17 protein-coding genes, 1 rRNA gene and 1 pseudogene are annotated in these 17,919 nt (G+C 51.1%); 8 read left to right on the plus strand and 11 right to left on the minus strand.

Translation table 11 applies throughout. The annotated features are described in order from the left end of the window. Positions 1-6: 6 nt before the first annotated feature. A complete protein-coding gene (gene typA, locus OGX86_RS01675; RefSeq protein ID WP_008786988.1) occupies positions 7-1,830 on the minus strand; it encodes a ribosome-dependent GTPase TypA in 1,824 nt (607 codons plus the stop codon). A 379-nt stretch (positions 1,831-2,209) separates the two neighbouring features. Here typA and glnA point away from each other — a divergent pair, with 379 nt between their 5' ends. The 4 genes from glnA (at position 2,210) to OGX86_RS01695 (ending at position 6,594) form a co-directional block, all read left to right on the plus strand. Next, positions 2,210-3,619, plus strand: a complete 1,410-nt coding sequence (gene glnA, locus OGX86_RS01680; RefSeq protein WP_008786987.1) for a glutamate--ammonia ligase — start codon at positions 2,210-2,212, stop codon at positions 3,617-3,619. Positions 3,620-3,901: 282 nt separating this feature from the next. Continuing rightward, positions 3,902-4,951, plus strand: a complete 1,050-nt coding sequence (gene glnL, locus OGX86_RS01685) for a nitrogen regulation protein NR(II) (protein WP_008786986.1) — start codon at positions 3,902-3,904, stop codon at positions 4,949-4,951. A 10-nt stretch (positions 4,952-4,961) separates the two neighbouring features. Beyond that, a complete protein-coding gene (glnG, locus tag OGX86_RS01690; protein WP_003825317.1) occupies positions 4,962-6,371 on the plus strand; it encodes a nitrogen regulation protein NR(I) in 1,410 nt (469 codons plus the stop codon). Positions 6,372-6,483: 112 nt separating this feature from the next. Beyond that, positions 6,484-6,594 carry a YshB family small membrane protein gene (locus tag OGX86_RS01695; protein WP_020996121.1) on the plus strand — a complete coding sequence of 37 codons (111 nt, stop codon included), beginning with the start codon at positions 6,484-6,486 and terminating at the stop codon, positions 6,592-6,594. 87 nt (positions 6,595-6,681) lie between these two features. On the opposite strand, the gene hemN is transcribed toward OGX86_RS01695, so the two are convergent. The 3 genes and pseudogenes from hemN to OGX86_RS01710 form a co-directional block, all read right to left on the minus strand. Then, a complete protein-coding gene (hemN, locus tag OGX86_RS01700) occupies positions 6,682-8,055 on the minus strand; it encodes an oxygen-independent coproporphyrinogen III oxidase (protein ID WP_286639136.1) in 1,374 nt (457 codons plus the stop codon). A 188-nt stretch (positions 8,056-8,243) separates the two neighbouring features. Then, on the minus strand, positions 8,244-8,753 hold the full coding sequence (gene yihI / locus OGX86_RS01705) for a Der GTPase-activating protein YihI (protein ID WP_003028627.1): 510 nt from the start codon (positions 8,751-8,753) through the stop codon (positions 8,244-8,246). Between the two features lie 169 nt (positions 8,754-8,922). Continuing rightward, positions 8,923-9,108 (minus strand): annotated as a pseudogene (locus tag OGX86_RS01710) (hypothetical protein). Between the two features lie 209 nt (positions 9,109-9,317). On the opposite strand from OGX86_RS01710, the gene yihA reads away from it, so the two are divergent. Next, the gene (gene yihA / locus OGX86_RS01715; protein ID WP_008786982.1) at positions 9,318-9,950 is read left to right on the plus strand and encodes a ribosome biogenesis GTP-binding protein YihA/YsxC; all 633 of its coding nucleotides are present in this window, start codon (positions 9,318-9,320) and stop codon (positions 9,948-9,950) included. 119 nt (positions 9,951-10,069) lie between these two features. Here yihA and spfP read toward each other — a convergent pair whose 3' ends face one another. The 3 genes from spfP to OGX86_RS01725 form a co-directional block, all read right to left on the minus strand. Continuing rightward, a complete protein-coding gene (gene spfP, locus OGX86_RS22775) occupies positions 10,070-10,117 on the minus strand; it encodes a small protein SpfP (RefSeq protein ID WP_071892919.1) in 48 nt (15 codons plus the stop codon). Between the two features lie 166 nt (positions 10,118-10,283). Beyond that, positions 10,284-13,070, minus strand: coding sequence for a DNA polymerase I (gene polA / locus OGX86_RS01720; protein WP_286639139.1), 2,787 nt, complete (start codon positions 13,068-13,070; stop codon positions 10,284-10,286). Between the two features lie 215 nt (positions 13,071-13,285). Beyond that, positions 13,286-13,621, minus strand: a complete 336-nt coding sequence (locus OGX86_RS01725) for a hypothetical protein (RefSeq protein ID WP_230320052.1) — start codon at positions 13,619-13,621, stop codon at positions 13,286-13,288. Between OGX86_RS01725 and yihG the strand changes: the two genes are divergently transcribed. Further along, positions 13,515-14,369, plus strand: a complete 855-nt coding sequence (gene yihG / locus OGX86_RS01730; RefSeq protein ID WP_230320050.1) for a 1-acylglycerol-3-phosphate O-acyltransferase, YihG family — start codon at positions 13,515-13,517, stop codon at positions 14,367-14,369. The two genes, OGX86_RS01725 and yihG, sit on opposite strands and share 107 nt — an antisense overlap. A 13-nt stretch (positions 14,370-14,382) precedes the next feature. Here the strand turns inward: yihG and dsbA are convergent, their stop codons facing one another. The 3 genes from dsbA to OGX86_RS01745 form a co-directional block, all read right to left on the minus strand. Then, the gene (gene dsbA / locus OGX86_RS01735) at positions 14,383-15,006 is read right to left on the minus strand and encodes a thiol:disulfide interchange protein DsbA (RefSeq protein WP_003028621.1); all 624 of its coding nucleotides are present in this window, start codon (positions 15,004-15,006) and stop codon (positions 14,383-14,385) included. A gap of 16 nt (positions 15,007-15,022) precedes the next feature. Continuing rightward, on the minus strand, positions 15,023-16,009 hold the full coding sequence (locus tag OGX86_RS01740; protein WP_048215210.1) for a serine/threonine protein kinase: 987 nt from the start codon (positions 16,007-16,009) through the stop codon (positions 15,023-15,025). A gap of 76 nt (positions 16,010-16,085) precedes the next feature. Further along, positions 16,086-16,355, minus strand: coding sequence for a YihD family protein (locus OGX86_RS01745; protein WP_003028616.1), 270 nt, complete (start codon positions 16,353-16,355; stop codon positions 16,086-16,088). Between the two features lie 69 nt (positions 16,356-16,424). Here OGX86_RS01745 and mobA point away from each other — a divergent pair, with 69 nt between their 5' ends. Beyond that, positions 16,425-17,009, plus strand: coding sequence for a molybdenum cofactor guanylyltransferase MobA (mobA, locus tag OGX86_RS01750; protein ID WP_048227536.1), 585 nt, complete (start codon positions 16,425-16,427; stop codon positions 17,007-17,009). Continuing rightward, positions 17,006-17,509 (plus strand): molybdopterin-guanine dinucleotide biosynthesis protein MobB, encoded by a 504-nt coding sequence (gene mobB, locus OGX86_RS01755; RefSeq protein ID WP_003825338.1) that lies wholly within the window; start codon positions 17,006-17,008, stop codon positions 17,507-17,509. Before mobA ends, mobB begins: the two co-directional genes overlap by 4 nt. A 337-nt stretch (positions 17,510-17,846) precedes the next feature. On the opposite strand, the gene rrf is transcribed toward mobB, so the two are convergent. After that, positions 17,847-17,919 (minus strand): 5S ribosomal RNA (gene rrf, locus OGX86_RS22780); the annotation flags it as partial.

Here is a 17,919-nt window from a genome sequence, read left to right on the forward strand (position 1 = left end):
TGTTAATTACTCTTCTTTCGCGCCACGCATTGCACGGCGACGATCGTTTTCAGTCAGGTGACGCTTACGGATACGGATAGAGGTTGGTGTTACTTCTACCAGTTCGTCGTCATCGATGAATTCCAGAGCCTGCTCCAGAGTCATCTTAACCGGCGGAACCAGAACCGTTGCTTCGTCAGTACCAGACGCACGCATGTTAGTCAGTTTCTTACCGGTCAGGCAGTTTACAGTCAGGTCGTTAGAGCGGCTGTGAATACCGATGATCTGGCCTTCGTAAACTTCAGCACCGTGACCCAGGAACAGCTTACCGCGGTCCTGCAGGCTGAACAGTGCGAACGCAACTGCTTTACCCTGGCCGTTGGAGATCAGTACGCCGTTCTGACGCTGACCCACATCACCCGCACGAACATCGTCGTAGTGGCTGAAGGTGGAGTACAGCAGACCGGTACCGGAAGTCATGGTCATGAATTCTGAACGGAAGCCGATCAGACCACGGCTTGGGATCACGTAGTCAAGACGTACACGGCCTTTGCCATCTGGATTCATGTTTTTCAGGTCGCCTTTACGCTCACCCAGAGCTTGCATCACAGAACCCTGATGCTGCTCTTCAACGTCCAGCGTTACGTTTTCGAACGGCTCTTGTTTACGGCCGTCGATTTCGCGGAAGATTACTTTCGGACGGGAAACCGCCATTTCGAAACCTTCACGACGCATGTTTTCGATCAGAACAGACAGGTGCAGCTCACCACGACCGGATACACGGAACGCATCCGCATCTTCGGTTTCTTCAACGCGCAGCGCAACGTTGTGCACCAGCTCTTTGTTCAGGCGGTCAAGGATCTGACGAGAGGTAACATATTTACCTTCTTTACCGCAGAACGGAGAGGTGTTTACGCAGAAGAACATGGTAACGGTCGGTTCATCAACGGACAGAGCTGGCAGCGCTTCAACATTCTGCGGATCGCAGATGGTGTCGGAGATGTTCAGTTCGCCCAGACCGGTGATCGCGATGATATCGCCTGCTTCGGCAATATCACTCTCGATACGTTCCAGACCCAGATGGGTCAGAACTTTACCGACTTTACCGTTACGGGTTTTGCCTTCGCTATCAATGATAGTGATCTGCTGGTTCGGTTTAACTTTACCGCGTTTGATGCGGCCGATACCGATTACGCCAACGTAGTTGTTGTAGTCCAGCTGAGAGATTTGCATCTGCAGCGGGCCATCAAGATCTACGCTCGGAGCCGGTACACGATCAACGATAGTCTGATACAGCGGAGTCATGTCTTCAGCCATGTCTTCGTGATCCAGACCCGCGATACCATTCAGCGCAGAAGCGTAAACGATCGGGAAGTCCAGCTGCTCGTCGGTAGCGTCGAGGTTAACGAACAGGTCAAATACCTGATCAACAACCCAGTCAGGACGCGCGCCAGGACGGTCAACTTTGTTGATAACAACAATTGGCTTCAGGCCATGGGCAAAGGCTTTTTTGGTCACGAAGCGCGTCTGCGGCATCGGACCGTCCATTGCATCCACCACCAGCAGCACAGAGTCGACCATGGACATTACACGTTCAACTTCACCACCGAAGTCGGCGTGCCCCGGGGTATCAACGATGTTGATACGGTAGTCATTCCATTTGATAGCGGTGTTTTTAGCGAGGATGGTAATCCCACGCTCTTTCTCCAAATCGTTGGAGTCCATCACGCGCTCTTGGGTTTCAGCACGTGCATCGAACGTACCGGATTGTTGGAGCAGCTTGTCTACCAGGGTCGTTTTACCATGGTCTACGTGCGCGATGATGGCGATGTTACGCAAATTTTCGATCACAACTTTGCCTCAGGCATTTTAGAAATAGCGCGTTATTGTACACGGATTAATCGCAGTACAAAACAGGATCACAAACATCCTCCGCAAACAAGTATTGCAGAGTTTCTTTGTGATCACATTCACGGAGCGTTAAAAGGGGTAATCTGACATGCTTTGCACCAATATGGTGCTTAATGTTCACATTAAAGCACTATAATGGTGCAATACAACCTTCATGGTGCAGCCCCTTTGCACGATGGTGCGCATGATAACGCCTTTTAGGGGCAATTTAAAAGTTGGCACAGATTTCGCTTTATATTTTTTATGGCGACACGGCCAATTTTTGCAGAATTGAAGACTTCGTTACCACGACGACAATGACCAATCCGGGAGAGTAAGTATGTCCGCTGAACACGTTTTGACGATGCTGAACGAACACGAAGTGAAGTTTGTTGATTTACGCTTCACTGATACCAAAGGTAAAGAACAGCACGTCACTATTCCTGCTCATCAGGTAAATGCCGAATTCTTTGAAGAAGGCAAAATGTTTGACGGCTCCTCAATCGGTGGCTGGAAAGGCATTAACGAATCAGACATGGTTCTGATGCCAGATGCGTCTACTGCTCTCATCGACCCGTTCTTTGAAGAGTCTACCCTGATCATCCGTTGCGATATCCTGGAACCAGGTACGCTGCAGGGCTACGACCGTGACCCGCGCTCCATTGCTAAACGTGCTGAAGAGTATCTGCGTTCTACCGGCATCGCAGACACCGTTCTGTTCGGACCAGAGCCAGAATTCTTCCTGTTTGACGACATCCGTTTCGGCGCAACTATTTCCGGTTCCCACGTGGCTATCGATGACATCGAAGGCGCATGGAACTCCTCCACCAAATACGAAGGTGGTAACAAAGGTCACCGTCCAGGCGTGAAAGGCGGTTACTTCCCGGTTCCTCCGGTAGATTCTTCTCAGGATATCCGTTCTACCATGTGTCTGATCATGGAAGAAATGGGCCTGGTTGTTGAAGCGCATCACCACGAAGTGGCGACTGCCGGTCAGAACGAAATCGCGACCCGCTTTAACACCATGACCAAAAAAGCGGACGAAATTCAGATCTACAAATATGTCGTTCACAACGTCGCTCACCGTTTCGGTAAAACCGCAACCTTTATGCCAAAACCAATGTTTGGCGATAACGGTTCCGGCATGCACTGCCACATGTCCCTGTCCAAGAACGGCGTAAACCTGTTCTCCGGTGACAAATATGCGGGTCTCTCTGAGCAGGCGCTGTACTACATCGGTGGCGTAATCAAGCACGCTAAAGCGATCAACGCCCTGGCTAACCCGACCACCAACTCCTACAAACGTCTGGTCCCGGGTTACGAAGCACCGGTAATGCTGGCTTACTCTGCCCGTAACCGTTCTGCGTCTATCCGTATCCCGGTAGTTGCTTCTCCGAAAGCGCGTCGTATCGAAGTGCGTTTCCCGGACCCGGCTGCTAACCCATACCTGTGCTTCGCAGCGCTGCTGATGGCTGGTCTTGACGGTATTAAGAACAAGATCCACCCGGGCGAAGCAATGGACAAAAACCTGTACGACCTGCCGCCGGAAGAAGCGAAAGAGATCCCACAGGTTGCTGGTTCTCTGGAAGAAGCACTGAAAGAACTGGATCTGGACCGCGAGTTCCTGACCGCAGGCGGCGTGTTCACCAATGAAGCGATCGATGCGTACATTGCGCTGCGTCGCGAAGAAGATGACCGCGTGCGTATGACTCCGCACCCGGTAGAGTTTGAGCTGTACTACAGCGTTTAATCGTTTGAGTTGCCGTGGAACTTTTAGCCTGCTCAGGCAGGCTTGAGATCGATGGTGAATGATAGGACGCCTGATGGCGCAAACTTATCAGGCCTGGAGGGTAACATTACCTTGTAGGCCGGATAAGGCAAAGCCGCCATCCGGCATCTATGTTTGCCAGTCATCTGTAGCCCATCCCCGGATGGGCTTTTTTCTCCACTAACAACCTGCTTTTTCGCGCTTTTTTGATGTAAAAAGCTATAATGCACTAAATTGGTGCAACACTTTTCAGGAGACTGCTGAATGGCAACCGGCACGCTGCCCGATGCTGGGCAGATCCTCAATTCTTTAATCAACAGCATCTTACTCGTCGACGATGAGCTGGCTGTACATTACGCCAACCCGGCGGCACAGCAGTTGCTCGCCCAAAGCTCCCGCAAACTGTTTGGTACACCGCTTCCCGATCTGTTGAGTTATTTCTCCTTAAACATCGGACTGATGCGAGAGAGCCTGGAAGCAGGCCAGGGCTTTACGGATAACGAAGTGACGCTGGTGATAGACAGCCACTCACATATCCTCTCTGTGACCGCTCAGAGGCTGCCTGATGGCCTTATCTTGCTGGAGATGGCCCCTATGGATAACCAGCGCCGTCTGAGTCAGGAACAGCTCCAGCACGCCCAGCAGATTGCCGCTCGCGATCTGGTGCGTGGTCTGGCACATGAAATTAAAAACCCGCTGGGCGGATTACGCGGTGCGGCGCAACTTCTCAGTAAAGCGCTTCCGGACCCGGCGCTGACCGAATATACCAAAGTCATTATTGAACAGGCGGACCGCCTGCGTAATCTGGTCGACCGTCTGCTGGGGCCACAACAGCCCGGCATGCACATCACGGAAAGTATTCACAAAGTGGCGGAACGCGTGGTGGCGCTGGTCTCGATGGAGCTGCCGGAAAACGTCACGCTAATCCGGGATTACGACCCAAGTCTGCCCGAATTACTGCACGACCCGGACCAGATCGAGCAGGTTTTGCTGAACATCGTACGCAATGCTTTGCAGGCGCTGGGACCGGAAGGCGGCGAGATCATTCTGCGCACCCGTACCGCGTTTCAGCTCACGCTACACGGCATGCGTTACCGTCTGGCGGCACGAATTGATGTAGAGGATAACGGTCCAGGTATTCCCTCGCATTTGCAGGATACGCTGTTCTACCCAATGGTTAGCGGTCGCGAAGGCGGTACCGGCCTTGGATTATCTATCGCCCGTAATTTGATTGATCAACATTCCGGCAAAATTGAATTTACCAGTTGGCCGGGTCATACCGAGTTCTCGGTTTACCTGCCTATCAGGAAATAAGGTGACGTTTATGCAACGAGGAATAGTCTGGGTCGTTGATGACGATAGTTCCATCCGTTGGGTGCTTGAACGTGCGCTCGCAGGGGCAGGGCTAAGCTGTACCACATTTGAAAGTGGTAAAGAGGTACTGGACGCGCTGGCCAGCAAAACGCCGGACGTGCTGTTGTCGGATATCCGCATGCCGGGTATGGACGGCCTGACGCTGTTAAAACAGATTAAACAGCGGCATCCGATGCTTCCGGTCATCATAATGACCGCGCACTCCGATCTGGATGCCGCCGTCAGCGCCTATCAGCAAGGGGCGTTTGATTATCTGCCCAAACCTTTTGATATTGATGAAGCCGTGGCGTTGGTCGAGCGCGCCATCAGTCATTATCAGGAACAGCAGCAGCCGCGTAATGTTCAGATCAATGGCCCCACAACCGACATTATCGGCGAAGCGCCAGCAATGCAGGACGTCTTTCGCATTATTGGTCGCCTGTCCCGATCTTCAATCAGCGTATTGATTAATGGGGAGTCAGGAACCGGTAAAGAGCTGGTCGCCCATGCGTTGCACCGTCACAGCCCACGCGTCAAAGCGCCGTTTATTGCGCTGAACATGGCGGCTATCCCGAAAGATTTGATCGAGTCTGAACTGTTCGGTCATGAGAAAGGCGCGTTTACCGGGGCGAATACCATTCGTCAGGGGCGCTTTGAACAGGCAGATGGCGGTACGCTGTTCCTCGATGAAATTGGCGATATGCCGCTGGACGTGCAAACGCGTTTATTGCGCGTATTAGCCGATGGACAGTTTTACCGCGTGGGTGGTTACGCACCGGTGAAAGTGGATGTGCGCATTATCGCCGCCACGCACCAAAACCTTGAACTGCGCGTACAGGAAGGCAAATTCCGTGAGGACTTATTCCATCGCTTGAACGTCATCCGGGTACATCTGCCGCCACTGCGCGAACGTCGGGAAGATATCCCCCGCCTGGCGCGTCATTTCCTGCAGGAGGCAGCCCGCGAACTGGGGGTGGAAGCCAAACAATTACACCCGGAAACCGAGGCTGCGCTCACCCGTCTGGCCTGGCCAGGTAACGTACGTCAGCTTGAGAACACCTGCCGCTGGTTAACCGTCATGGCCGCCGGGCAGGAAGTACTGATTCAGGACTTACCAACCGAGCTGTTTGAAACCTCTGTGCCAGACGCACCGTCCCATATGCAGCCGGATAGTTGGGCGACGCTATTGGCACAGTGGGCGGATCGGGCATTACGCTCCGGTCATCAAAACTTGCTTTCTGAGGCCCAACCAGAGATGGAGCGTACGCTATTGACTACCGCGCTACGTCATACCCAGGGGCATAAACAGGAAGCGGCACGCTTGCTCGGTTGGGGTCGTAATACCTTGACGCGTAAGCTAAAAGAACTCGGAATGGAGTGATATATCGTCACTGTGTAAAGATTAATAATTGAGCGCAAATAGCTGCTATTTTGCGCTTTACTGTTCCGATGAGTTAAGTATGATCGTGCCCGACTAACGGGGGGAAGTCATCATGCTGGAATCAATCATTAATCTGCTGTCGAGCGGTGCGGTCGAAAGCCATACGCCACAAACTGCGGTCGCCGCAGTATTGTGCGCAGCGCTGGTTGGGCTGTTCAGTTAGCGGGTTCGCCGGATGGCGCTTCGCTTACCCGACCTACGTATTGAGATTTTCGTAGGCACAGTAAGCGAAGCGCCACCCGGTAAAGCGTTAAATCACCCGCGAGAATTGCTGCATCCGCGCTTTCTGGCGCAGATACGCATCGAAGCACATGCAAATATTACGGATCAGCAGACGGCCCTTCGGCGTGACCTGAATCCCCTTCTCATCGACATCCACCAGCCCATCCTTCGCCAGCGGTGCCAGCAGTTTCAGGTCTTCGGCAAAATAGTCAGCGAAGTTCAGATCCCATTGCTGTTCCACAGCGGCATAGTCGAGGCGGAAGTTGCAGATCAGGAGCTTAATAACATCCCGACGAATGCAGTCGTCGCGGGTCAGGGCGATTCCGCGCCACAGCGCGTTCCCCTGCTCGTCTACCTGCTGATAATAGCTCTTCAGCTCTTTCTGGTTCTGCGCGTAGTTGTCACCAATCATACTAATGGCTGACACGCCCATTCCCAGCAGATCGGTATCACCCTGGGTGGTATAGCCCTGGAAATTGCGATGCAGAACACCCTCGCGTTGTGCAATGGCCAATTCGTCATCTGGGCGGGCAAAATGATCCATACCAATAAACTGATAACCGGTTTCGGTCAGTGACGAGATGGTCTCCTGCAAGATATCCAGTTTCTGCTGCGCGCTGGGCAGGTCGGCATCTTTAATTTTGCGCTGAGCGGCAAACAGCGTTGGCAGGTGCGCGTAGTTAAAGACGCTCAGTCGGTCTGGATTCAGCTCAGCAACGCGTTTCAGGGTAAAGGCAAAACTTTCCGGCGTCTGTTTTGGCAGGCCATAAATCAGATCGATATTTGTTGAGGTAAAACCAATCTCCCGCGCATGATTCAGCAGCGCAAAGATAAACTCCTCATCCTGCTCACGGTTCACCAGGCGCTGAACTTCTTTGTTGAAGTCCTGTACCCCCATGCTCAGGCGGTTAAAACCTTCAGCACGTAAATGATCGAGCACATCCAGCTCAATTTCACGCGGATCCACTTCGATCGAGATTTCAGCGTCGTCGTTAAAGTTAAAGTTGCTACGCAGCAGCGACATCAAACGGCTGATTTGCGCTTTATTCAGGTACGTTGGCGTGCCGCCGCCCCAGTGCAACTGACTGACATGGCGTTCGGCGAACAGCGGTGCGCGATGAATAATTTCTTGTTCTAAGACATCGAGGTATTGATCGGCTTTATGCTGCTGGCGAGTCACGACCTTGTTACAGCCGCAGAAGTAGCACAGCTTGTGGCAGAACGGAATGTGAACGTACAGCGAGAGAGGACGCTCAGGATAACGCGCCACGGCCTTTAGAAATGCCTCAGTGCCGTAGTCTTCAGAAAACTCCAGCGCGGTCGGGTACGAGGTATATCGTGGCCCGGAATAGTTATATTTCTGGATCAGGGCCAGGTCCCAGTCTATTAACTGCTCTGACATGCTCACTCCTTCCGATGGCGTCTCTGGCGGGTACGGCGTACCGACTTAACCCCAGTACGGGTGATAAGTCGGTTGCGCAGCCACTTCTGTCGCCGCGACAACCGCTGTAGTTTAACGAATAACCACACCAGATAACATATAACCGGAAGGGTTATAAGCAGGACGGGAAGACCCACGGTGTAAAACCGTTAGTTGCCGCCTTTCAGCAGGCGCATCATGTCTTCCTGCTTTTCTTCTTCTTCCTCTTCTTCCTCGTCATCGTAAGAAAGACCCAGCTTTTGCATCAGCTCATCGATGCGATCCAGCTTGGCATCAACCCAGGACTGATCTTCCGCGCTCAGGGTTTCTCCTGCTTCAAGACGCTCCAGCAGCGCATCCAGGCGCTCATCCGTTTCCAGTAAATCCAACTCAGCCTGTGGTGAAAGCATAGGTTTCTCACTCTTCGGTTTGTGCTGTTTGGTGACTTTTTCGGTCACGCCCAATGGAATGGGGGTTTTGCTGCCAATACGAGGATCTTTTTGCTTATTTTGGTTTCCGCCACCAGATGCGCCTTCGCTACCGGACGCACGGCTACCTGCCGCATGACCACGGTGTTTTTTCTGGCGCTTACGGTCGCGAGCTTCCTGGTTAATTTCTTCGCGTGTTTTACGACGCGCTTTTGCAGGACCTTTACCGCGTGGTGTAGAAGTTGGTTTCATCATGATTCGTCTTTGGCTGTTTTTATTCAGTATATAATTGCGCCGGAATCTAGCAGAAATAAAGAAAAAAGGCGACAGAGTAATCTGTCGCCTTTTTTCCTGACTCTCAACCCTTACGGGCTCTACAATCCCTGTTGGCTATCAACACACCCTGTTTTTCCCTTAGCCTCTAACATTCCGTGTTGTTTCCATTTCCTTTTACTAACGTCTCCGGACGTTTGTCTTCCTGACAATCCTGTGTCTTCGCCTCCTGGCGCTCCTGACCCTCATCCTGAGTCGTCTATCCTTTCAGCTTCCTCGCTATGGACGCTACTTTACCGTTTTGGTTTAAACGTACAAGTAACCTGGGTAACAATTTCTGATTTTAAGAATAGCGCCCAAATGTAACCATATGATTTATTTTAGTTCTGTCATTTTTTACTCTGTCATCTCGTATAGAAATTGTCGGCAATGTCTCACAAAGCGCGAGGTTTTTACTTACACAGCCCACTCGTCGAAAAACCAGCCTTTTGCTGGGGTTCAGGTATAATCGCTGCAAAGCCCTGATTGATGGAGAGGACTGCTTTGACTAACTTGAATTATCAACAGACGCACTTTGTGATGAGTGCGCCTGATATTCGCCACTTACCTTCCGATACCGGTATCGAAGTGGCTTTTGCTGGCCGTTCCAACGCAGGCAAATCCAGTGCGCTAAATACCCTGACGAATCAAAAAGGTCTGGCGCGTACATCTAAAACGCCGGGTCGTACTCAGCTCATCAACCTGTTTGAAGTCGTTGACGGCAAACGCCTGGTCGATTTGCCAGGATACGGTTATGCCGAAGTTCCAGAAGAAATGAAGCGTAAATGGCAGCGCGCGCTGGCTGAATATCTGGAAAAGCGTCAGAGCCTGCAAGGTCTGGTAGTGCTGATGGATATTCGTCATCCGTTAAAAGATCTCGATCAACAGATGATCCTATGGGCAGTTGAGAGCAACGTTCAGGTTCTGGTACTGCTGACTAAAGCAGATAAGCTGGCCAGCGGTGCACGCAAAGCGCAGCTGAATATGGTACGTGAAGCCGTACTGGCATTTAACGGTGATGTGCAGGTAGAAGCATTTTCATCGCTGAAAAAACTGGGTGTGGACAAACTGCGGCAAAAACTGGATAGCTGGTTTAGTGAACTGGCACCGGTTGAAGAGGTGCAGGAAGGGGAATAACCCACCGATATGCCGGATGACGCCGCTGCGCGTCTTATCCGGCCTACAGCAAGTGCAAAACTTTTCTTTCGCACAATAAAAAACGCCCCAGTCATTACTGACTGGGGCGGCTAAAATATTCAGCCAAATCCGATTACGTGAAGTAAAAGGTCTGAAAGATAGAACATCTTACCTCTGTACCCTACGAGAATAACTTTACTCTTTTTTGAGCAGCTCAGAAAGCACTTTTTGTAATTTTTTTTCATTCCTTACATAGGGAATTCTAATGGACATCACAAAAAGCTCTCTCTTATGTTGCTTAGTTACGAAAAAGGCGCGTTATTAAGTAAACCCTTAGTGCGCCTGATCCCAGTTTTCACCACTCCCGACTTCCACCAGCAACGGCACGTCAATCTGAGTCTCGTTTTCCATCAGTTGGTGGATCTTTTTGGAGACGCTTTCCAGATCATCTTTGTGCACTTCAAACACCAGTTCATCGTGTACCTGCATGATCATGCGCACGCGCGGTTGCTCGGTTTGCAGCCATCCATCCACGGCAATCATGGCTCGTTTGATAATGTCTGCGGCAGTTCCCTGCATCGGGGCGTTAATAGCCGCACGTTCAGCACCAGCGCGACGAGCACCATTACTGGATTTAATATCCGGTAAATAGAGACGGCGACCTTCCAGCGTTTCTACATAGCCTTGCTCTTTCGCCTGCGCGCGGGTGCGTTCCATGTATTCCAACACACCAGGGTAGCGTTCGAAGTAGAGATCCATGTACTTCTGTGCTTCTTTGCGCGGAATATTCAACTGGCGTGCCAAACCAAAGGCGCTCATCCCGTAGATCAAACCGAAGTTAATGGCTTTAGCGCTGCGGCGTTGCTCGCTGGTCACAGAATCAAGCGGTAAACCAAAGACTTCTGCCGCCGTTGCGCGGTGAATGTCTTTCCCTTCGGCAAACGCGGTAAGCAGACCTTTATCACGTGAAAGGTGCGCCATGATACGCAGTTCAATCTGTGAGTAGTCCGCAGAGACAATCAGGTAGTCTTCTGGCGCAATGAACGCCTGACGAATACGACGTCCTTCGTCATTACGTACCGGGATGTTTTGCAGGTTTGGATCCGTTGAAGACAAGCGCCCGGTGGCAGTAACCGCCTGATGGTAGGAGGTGTGCACGCGCCCGGTTTTCTTGTTAATCATCAACGGAAGCTTATCCGTATAGGTCGACTTCAGTTTTGCTAAACCACGATATTCCAGGATCACTTTCGGCAATGGGTAATCCAGCGCGAGCTCTTCCAGTACCTCTTCCGACGTTGATGGCGCGCCGCCAGGGGTTTTCTTCAACGGCTTAATACCCTGCTTTTCAAACAGGATAGTTTGCAGTTGCTTAGTGGAAGAGAGGTTAAACGCTTCTCCGGCGATCTCGTGCGCTTTTTGCTCCAGCTCATTCAAACGCAGCGTCAGCTCTTCTGAATGCTTGTGCAGAACAGCCGGATCGATTTTCACACCGTTGCGCTCAACGCGAGACAAAACCGGCACCAGCGGCATATCGATATTTTCAAAGACGCTCAACGGCCCTTTATGCTGCTGCAATTCTGGCCACATCTTCAGATGCAGCTGTAGCGTAACGTCGGCGTCTTCCGCAGCGTAACGACCAGCCTCTTCCAGTGCTATCTGGTTAAAGGTCAGCTGGTTTTTGCCTTTTCCGGCGATCTCTTCAAAGGTGATGGTTTTATGTTTCAACCAGCGGTCCGACAGGCTGTCCATATCGTGTCGTCCAGCGACGCTGTTAAGAATGTAGGATTCGAGCATGGTGTCAAAGGTGATGCCGCGCAGCTCGATGCCATAGTTCGCCAGGATGCCGCGATCGTACTTCAGGTTTTGCCCGACTTTGTGCGCGTTCTCATCTTCCAGCAGCGGCTTCAGCAGCTCCAGCGCGCGGTCGCGCGCGATCTGGTCAGGGGCATCCAGGTAATCGTGGGCAACAGGAACATACGCCGCCACACCCGGTTCAATGGCAAAAGACAGGCCAACCAGATTCGCGGAAATGTTGTCCAGGCTGTCAGTTTCAGTATCGAAGGCAAAGACAGGTGCTTTTTTCAGCTTAGCGATCCACGCTTCCAGCGTCGCTTCGTCCAGAATCGTCACATAGTTTTCATACGAAAGAACCGTGGCCGGCTCCTCAGGCGTTTCATCGACGACAATAGTTTCTTGCGGTTTTGCCGCCGGCTTCGTCCCTTTCGCCTGTAGCCATTTACCCGCTTCAACGTCGGTAACCCAACGTTTAAATTCATACTGTTTAAACAGGCCAAGCAGTTCTTCTGCAGCGGGCTGACGCACTTCAAGCTGCTCACAGGTCAATTCCAGCTCAACATCCGTTTTGATGGTAGCCAATTGATAAGAGAGGTACGCCACCTCTTTGTTCTGCTCAAGTTTGCCTGCCATGGTTTTCGCACCACGGAAGGTCAGCCCCGCTATTTTGTCTGATTCGGCATAGAGGGTATCCAGCCCACCCAGCCCCTGCAGTAGTGCCTGAGCGGTTTTTTCGCCTACGCCTGGAACGCCAGGAATGTTATCTGAGGAATCCCCCATCAGCGCCAGGAAATCGATGATCAGTTCCGGCGGGACGCCGTACTTATTCACCACTTCCTCCGGGCCGAGGATCGTATTGGTCATGGTGTTGATTAGGGTGATATTCGGCGTCACCAACTGAGCCATATCTTTATCACCGGTGCTAATCAGCACCGGGCGACCGATCTTCTCTGCTTCCCGCGCCAGCGTACCGATAACATCGTCCGCCTCCACGCCAGAAACAGCCAACAGTGGCAACCCCATCGCCTTTACCATCGCATGCAGAGGTTCAATCTGCGCACGCAGATCGTCCGGCATCGGTGGACGGTGAGACTTATAATGTTCGAATAATTCATCACGGAAGGTTTTACCCTTGGCGTCGAATACCACCGCTGCATGGGTTGGTTGATATTGCAGAATCAAGCTACGCAGCATGTTGAGGACACCGTACATCGCGCCCGTAGGTTCTCCTGCGCTGTTAGTCAGCGGTGGGAACGCGTGGTATGCGCGATACAGGTAAGATGAGCCATCTACAAGGATAAGTGGGTTTTCTGGGATCTGAACCATAATGTCCGTGCCTGTTTATCAGATTATGGATAAAGGATGCCACAGACAGGATGAAAACATGAGTTTTTCGCCGCATTTGTCGAAAAACTTTTGCAGATCTTCTGCTTTGCTCGCAAAGACAGCTGTGGATAACTTTGTGAATAAATAATTTTCAGCTCTTTAAATATAGCAAGGCAATTAATGCTCCATTTTATTTATACAACAATTTCAATTGGTTAAATAAACTCACGGCATTTTATTCCATTTTTACAGCTTATATCCTGATGTGGATAGATATTCTCTTTTTTTCTATTCAGGGAAGATCCATCATTTGGTTCGTTTTCTGATAAAATCAGCCCCTTGCGCCTCTTTCGCGCACTGTCTATGGCTAACCTTTTGAATAATTTAATTATGACGAGAATACTCGCTGCGATAACGCTGTTGCTGAGTATCGTATTGACCATATTGGTCACGATTTTTTGTTCTGTGCCGATCATCCTTGCCGGGGTTGTGAAACTCCTTTTGCCCATTCCTGTCGTCTGGCGCAAGGTTTCTGTCTTCTGTAATTTCATGATGTACTGCTGGTGTGAAGGTCTTGCGCTACTGCTGCACCTTAATCCACGGCTGAAGTGGGATGTTGAAGGACTGGAAGGTCTTAGCAAGAAAAACTGGTATCTGCTCATTTGTAATCATTACAGCTGGGCCGATATCGTTGTGCTTTGCGTTCTGTTCCGTAAGCACATCCCGATGAATAAATATTTCCTCAAGCAACAGCTGGCCTGGGTGCCCTTTATTGGCCTGGCTTGCTGGGCGCTGGATATGCCGTTTATGAAACGCTATTCACGTGGCTATCTGCTTCGCCATCCGGAACGCCGTGGTAAAGATGTCGAAACAACCCGTCGTTCCTGCGAGAAGTTTCGCGTACACCCGACAACCATTGTGAATTTTGTCGAAGGTTCGCGCTTTACCAAAGATAAACGTGAGCAAACCCGCTCACCCTATCAAAACCTGCTCCCACCCAAGGCGGCAGGTATTGCGATGGCATTAAACGTACTGGGGTCACAGTTCGATAAAATGTTGAACGTCACGTTATGCTATCCGGAAAACAGCAGTCGGCCTTTCTACGACATGCTGAGCGGTAAGCTAACGAGGATTGTCGTGCGGGTGAATCTGGAGCCAATCCATGAAGAGTTACACGGTGATTACGTGAACGATAAGGCATTCAAGCGCCGCTTTCAGCTGTGGTTGAATACGCTGTGGAGTGAGAAAGACGCGCAGCTCGACGCGATTAAAGCCGCAAATAAAAAAGCCGGTCAGTGACCGGCTTTTACTTTTACTTCTGACCGACCAGGTATTTCACGGTATCCGCATACTGTTGTACAAAGATATCCATGCTGCTGGTATCCATGCCCTGCGGGTTGACCTGATATTTGCCATTCACGAACATCGCCGGAACGCCCTGCAGCTGTAAATCAGCCGCTGCTTTTTCCTGCTGTGCCACGAGAGATTTCACTACGAAGCTGTTCCATGCCGCATCATAGTCTTCGCCTTTAATACCCGCATCGACAAACACTTTACGGATGTCAGCAACAGACTGAACGGTCTGCGTTTTCTGAACGCCTTCAAACAGCGGAACAGTAACCTGATCTTCAACACCCAGCGCCATAGCAACCGCCCATGCCTGCGTCAGATCTTTGCCCAACGGCCCGAGAAACTCGACGTGGTATTTGGTCATCTTGGTGCCTTCAGGCAGTTTTTTCTTCACGTTATCAGATACATGAAGCACTTCTTCAAACTGGTAGCAGTGCGGGCAGTAGAAGGAGAAGAACTCCAACACTTGCGGTTCACCCGCAACAGGCTTCTCCAGGGTGATGTATTGTTTACCATCCTGGAACTGCGCTGCAGATGCGCTAAAAGCTAAGACCATACCAGCCAGCGCCAGCCATATTTTTTTCATGTTCAAGTTTCTCCGATTAATACATTGGCGTTAATTGTAAGGGGGGCTCTTGCAGAATTTTTGCCTGCTCAATAAAGGTCGCGGTCTGACGATGCCAGTAATCTTCCCCGGTTAACCACGGGAAGTTTTTTGGGAACGCAGGGTCAGCCCAACGTCGAATCAGCCAGGCAAGATAATAAACTAAACGCATAGCGCGTAAAGGTTCTATCAGTCCGATTTCAGAGATGTCGAACTCACTAAACTCTTCATAAGCCTCGATAATGGTTTCTAGCTGCATGCGTTGTTCAGCTTTATCACCATTGAGGAGCATCCATAAATCCTGAATAGCCGGACCATTGCGGGCATCATCTAAATCGACAAACATCGGGCCATCGCGCCACAGAATATTACCGGCATGACAATCACCGTGCAGGCGTAACGTAGTAAAACGAGTATGCCAGCGTTCGGTAACCACCGCGATAAGCGCATCCGTTGCCTTCAGGAAAGCCGCTTTTTGCCCTGATGGGATAAGCTGTGCGTGTTCAAAAACTTTACGCGGCTCAGTCAGGTATTCTTCAAGGCCAATCGTCGGTCGGAAGGTAAAAGTACGCTTGCATCCGGTCTGGTGCATACGCCCGAGATAGCGCCCCACCGCCTCCATCTGATCGATGTTGTCGGCTTCAAACTGTCGTCCACCGACGCTGGGGAAGATCGCATAATGGAAACCCTGATGGCTTAACAGCGTTTGGCCGTTCAGTACCAACGGCGCAGCTACCGGGACTTCATCGCTTACCAGTTCCAGAGCAAACTGGTGCTCTTCCTGGATCTGATCGACAGACCAACGTTCAGGGCGATAAAACTTAACGACAAAGCGTCGACGGTCTTCGTCCTGGAATTGATAGACACGGTTTTCATAGCTGTTAAGAGGGGTAAGCCCGGAATCCACCCGGATCCCCTGCTCAAACAGTGCATCCATGATGGTATCCGGGTGTAGCGTCTGGAAATTAAAAGCGTTGTCGTTCATCCCATCATCCGGAAAATACTACGAATGATTCAGGATATCATTTCGCAGCGCTTTCGGTGGCGGCGATTACAAGCTTTTACTCTTTAATTACACCACGAGCGCGGAGTAGTGCGGTTTTAAAATCTTCTTCATAATCTTTCTGAATACCTGGGATGACAGCATCCTTCGCTGAGTCTCGCATTTTCAGGTGATAGATCAGAATGTCATCAGTTAAATCCGCCAGTTCGCCGTCAAAACCTGACTCTTGCGCCAGTTTCTGCAAAAATTGCATCAGGTTAAGATCGGGTTCCTTCTGCCAGGCAGGCTGGAGGAGTTCAATAACTTCATTCAGACGTTTACATTTCATGGTTGTGCTCCTTAGGCTCAATACAGATACGTTAGCAGGGTCAATCCCACATTAAAAGAGGCGATATCAGTGATTCTGGATAGTGCAATAACAGGGGTTGTGCTGGCTGGCGGTAAGGCCAGACGGATGGGTGGAACCGATAAAGGTCTGCTTGAACTGGACGGTAAACCTCTTTGGCGGCATGTGGCCGACATTCTCGCTTTGCAGGTCGAAACCGTGGTGGTTAATGCCAATCGCCACCGGGATATATACCAGCAAAGCGGCCTGAAAGTTATTCCCGACTCCTTGGCCGATTTCCCTGGCCCACTGGCCGGGATGCTATCGGTATTCCTGCAGCAAACGGGGGAGTGGTTTCTGTTTTGCCCGTGCGATATGCCCTATATTCCTCACAATCTGGTCGCTCGTTTAAAAGAACAGCGCAAAGCTGCACCGGTTGTCTGGGTGCATGATGGGGAAAGAGATCACCCAACCATTGCGTTGATGCACCGCTCGATGCAGCCTTTGCTGCAGGATTATCTTCAGTCCGGTGAACGACGTGTCATGGTCTTTATGCGTCTGGCTGGCGGCCATGCCGTCGATTTCAGCGATCATAAAGATGCATTCGTAAACGTGAACACCCCCGAAGAGCTTGCAAAATGGCAGGATAAATCATGATCCCATTACTCGCCATTGCGGCATGGAGCGGCACGGGAAAAACCACGCTGCTCAAAAAGTTGATCCCGGAGCTACGTGCCAGAGGTATACGTCCCGGATTGATTAAACATACTCATCACAATATGGATGTCGACAAGCCCGGTAAAGATAGCTATGAACTGCGTAAAGCCGGTGCAGCACAAACGCTGGTCGCCAGCCAGCAACGTTGGGCGTTAATGGTAGAAACACCGGAAGAGCCCGAACTGGATTTAGCATATCTGGTAAGCCGGATGGATGCAGCGACGTTGGATCTAGTGCTGGTTGAAGGGTTTAAGCATGAACCTGTCGCTAAGATCGTGCTTTTTCGCGACGGTTGCGGGCATAGTCCTGAAGAATTGGCGATAGACGAATATGTTATCGCGGTTGCCAGTGATGTTCCGCTGGCGGTAGATGTTCCATTGTTAGATATCAACGACATACAGCAACTTGCTGATTTTGTTACGCAATGGATAAGATGGTAACCGTGTTGTTATGATGTGCCTGATGCGCTGCGCTTATCAGGCCTACAAAATACGTTCAGCCCGGCCCCTGCAGGCCGGATAAGGCGGCACGCCGCATCCGGCGGTTTTCATCCCGCACAGACGCAAAAAAGCCCATCCGTCAGGATGGGCTTCTTCACTTTAATTAATGCCTGGCAGTTTATGGCGGGCGTCCTGCCCGCCACCCTCCGGGCCGTTGCTGCGCAACGTTCAAATCCGCTCCCGGCGGATTTGTCCTGGGCAGGAGAGCGCTCACCGACAGACAACAGATAAAACAAAAGGCCCAGTCTTTCGACTGAGCCTTTCGCTTTTATTTGATGCCTGGCAGTTCCCTACTCTCGCATGGGGAGACCCCACACTACCATCGGCGCTACGGCGTTTCACTTCTGAGT

Origin of the sequence: Citrobacter sp. Cpo040 (genome assembly GCF_030332915.1) — a bacterium.
GTDB classification, from domain to species: Bacteria; Pseudomonadota; Gammaproteobacteria; order Enterobacterales; family Enterobacteriaceae; genus Citrobacter; species Citrobacter portucalensis.